The following is a 2,377-nucleotide window of genomic DNA, read 5'->3' on the forward strand; positions in this document are numbered from 1 at the left end:
CAGCTGCGAAGGTGCAGAAGTTCGCAAAAAAAAGTAAGCATGGCGACTGGTTTGAAGCCTTTCAGGCGCTCCACAGCTACATTGAGCAGAGCGGTGGATGGCTTGCCGGGTCCAGTATTCCCCGCGAATTGAAGAAGCCATTGGTCGGGTAAGGCCAACATTTGAAAATGTCTCAGACCGAAAGCCGCCGTCTTCAATGACATCCACCACGGATTCTCAGTCACAGCGCCTGAATCTTCCGGCCCAGAATGTCCGGCCGGACCAGAGTGCCATAAGTGCCGCCGCTTCTGACGTGTTTCGCGGCGCGCTCAGGGTGGAGACCTGGTGGGCGCTGGCCTGGGAGGAGTTTTCGCGCAGGTATCGGCGCGCCTCGCTGGGTATCGCATGGGCGGTGATCAGCTTTGTGATCTTCGTGCTAGCGATCATGTTCTTTCGCGCCGCCGTAGCGCAAGGCGGTATCTCCGACCGGGCCTCCTATGTGATTTTCGGTTTCCTGTTTTTCCAGCTGCTCAGCCCGATGGTACTCGACGCGTCGACCGTGTTTGCGAACGCGGCCAACTGGCTGAAAGGCGCGCTCGTACCGATGAGCCTCTTTGTCTTCAAGAGCCTCTCGCTCAATCTGATCGTGTTCACGTTCAACGCCGTCGGCGCGTGTCTTGTCCTGATCGTTTTTGGCTACCGGCCAACATCTCAGGCCTGGATATTCCTGCCGGCTTTTCTTCTGACGCTCGTCAATGCGGGCTGGGTTTATTTCTTACTGGGTCCGCTGCTCGCCAAATATCGTGATGTGGCGCAATTGCTATCGGCCATCATGAGAATGGCCATCTTCATTACGCCCATCCTATGGGTGCCGCAGAAGGGGACCCTGCTGGGGCTGGTGGCACTGATCAACCCTCTGACGCATTTCATCGACATCATGAGAGCGCCTCTGATCGACGCGCCATTCCCGTGGATATCCTGGTTCATCGTTGGCGGGCTGACGATCGGAGGTTGGATCGTGGCGCTTATGACCTTTGCGATGACCCGCAAAAAAATCATTTTCTGGGTGATCTAGGCATGGCTCTCATCACCCTGAACAATATTTCGCTGCGATACACGTCGAAGGCCGCCAAACGGCTTGGCGCTATGGATGCAGGCGCGGATGAGCTTGACATTGCAGGTCCGCTTGAGCGGCGGTCCGGCAGAAATATGCGGATCAACGCGCTCCAGGATGTGAGCCTTACCCTCAGGGACGGCACACGGCTGGGCATCATCGGGTCCAATGGGTCCGGAAAGACGACGCTTCTGAGAGTGCTTGGAGGCCTGTTCGTGCCGCAGGAAGGGGACGTCACGCTCTCCGGCCGCGTCGCCACAATGTTTACGCTTGGCATCGGCATGAGCGCGGAAGCTTCAGGCCTCCAGAATATCTACCTGTCGGGCCTGGTGGCTGGGGCAAGCCGCAAGCAGATCAAGCAGATATTGCCGGATATCATGAGTTTTACCGGGCTTGGTGACTACATCCATTTGCCGATCAGCACGTATTCTCAAGGCATGGCAATGCGCCTTAAATTCGCGTGCGCAACGGCATTTCAGCCCGACATCATCCTGCTCGATGAATGGATCGGGGCGGGTGATGAGAGCTTCCAGGAGAAGGCGCAAGCGAGGCTTGAGAAAATCCTGGCGGATGCGGGTATAATTGTCGTCGCGTCGCACAACATCAAGCTCATTCAGGATGTCACGACAGAGGTTCTGTGGCTCGAGCGCGGACAGGTAAAAATGCTTGGGCCGACCCAGGAGGTGCTGGATGCACGAGGCGCTGAAAGACGCAAAGCCGCCGAGCAGGCCGCCGATAATGCCAAGGCGCAAGCGCGGGGCGATTAGCGGCTTCAGCTATCCCTTCAACAGGAATTTGAGATACTTGCGGTAGTTGTTGTTGTAGCCCTCAGCGAGTTTTTCGAGCTGGGCGCTGTCGATGAGGCCCTGGCGCCATGCGACCTCTTCCAGGCAGGCGATCTTGAACTTCTGACGCTTCTCAAGTGTCTGAACAAAGTGAGACGCTTCCAGCAGGCTGTCGAATGTGCCGGCGTCAAGCCAGGCCGTTCCACGCGCGAGCTGGCTCACTTTCAATTGGTGCTGCTGAAGATAGGCGTCGTTCACACTGGTGATTTCCAGCTCACCGCGCGCCGATGGCTTTACTGATTTGGCAATGTCCACGACCTGGTTGTCGTAGAAATACAGGCCTGTGACAGCCCAGTCGCTTTTCGGTTTGGCAGGCTTCTCCTCAATTGAGGTTGCATTACCTTGGCTATCAATCTCGACAATGCCGAAGCGTTCCGGATCGTGCACACGATATGCAAAAACGCGCGCGCCTTCGGTCAGCGATCCGGCTGTGCGCAGC

The 2,377-nt window shown here is 57.0% G+C and carries 3 protein-coding genes; 2 read left to right on the forward strand and 1 reads right to left on the reverse strand.

All coding sequences use genetic code 11. The annotated features are described in order from the left end of the window. Positions 1-196: 196 nt before the first annotated feature. Together WA989_RS13870 and WA989_RS13875 are read left to right on the forward strand one after the other, a co-directional pair. A complete protein-coding gene (locus WA989_RS13870) occupies positions 197-1,054 on the forward strand; it encodes an ABC transporter permease (protein ID WP_424341080.1) in 858 nt (285 codons plus the stop codon). A gap of 2 nt (positions 1,055-1,056) precedes the next feature. Then, positions 1,057-1,860, forward strand: a complete 804-nt coding sequence (locus tag WA989_RS13875) for an ABC transporter ATP-binding protein (RefSeq protein WP_424341081.1) — start codon at positions 1,057-1,059, stop codon at positions 1,858-1,860. A gap of 9 nt (positions 1,861-1,869) precedes the next feature. Here WA989_RS13875 and WA989_RS13880 read toward each other — a convergent pair. After that, positions 1,870-2,377, reverse strand: a 508-nt coding sequence (locus WA989_RS13880; protein WP_424341082.1) for a sugar nucleotidyltransferase, incomplete at its 5' end; no start/stop codon positions are given.

The organism is Henriciella sp. (assembly GCF_049649345.1).
Taxonomy (GTDB): Bacteria; Pseudomonadota; Alphaproteobacteria; order Caulobacterales; family Hyphomonadaceae; genus Henriciella.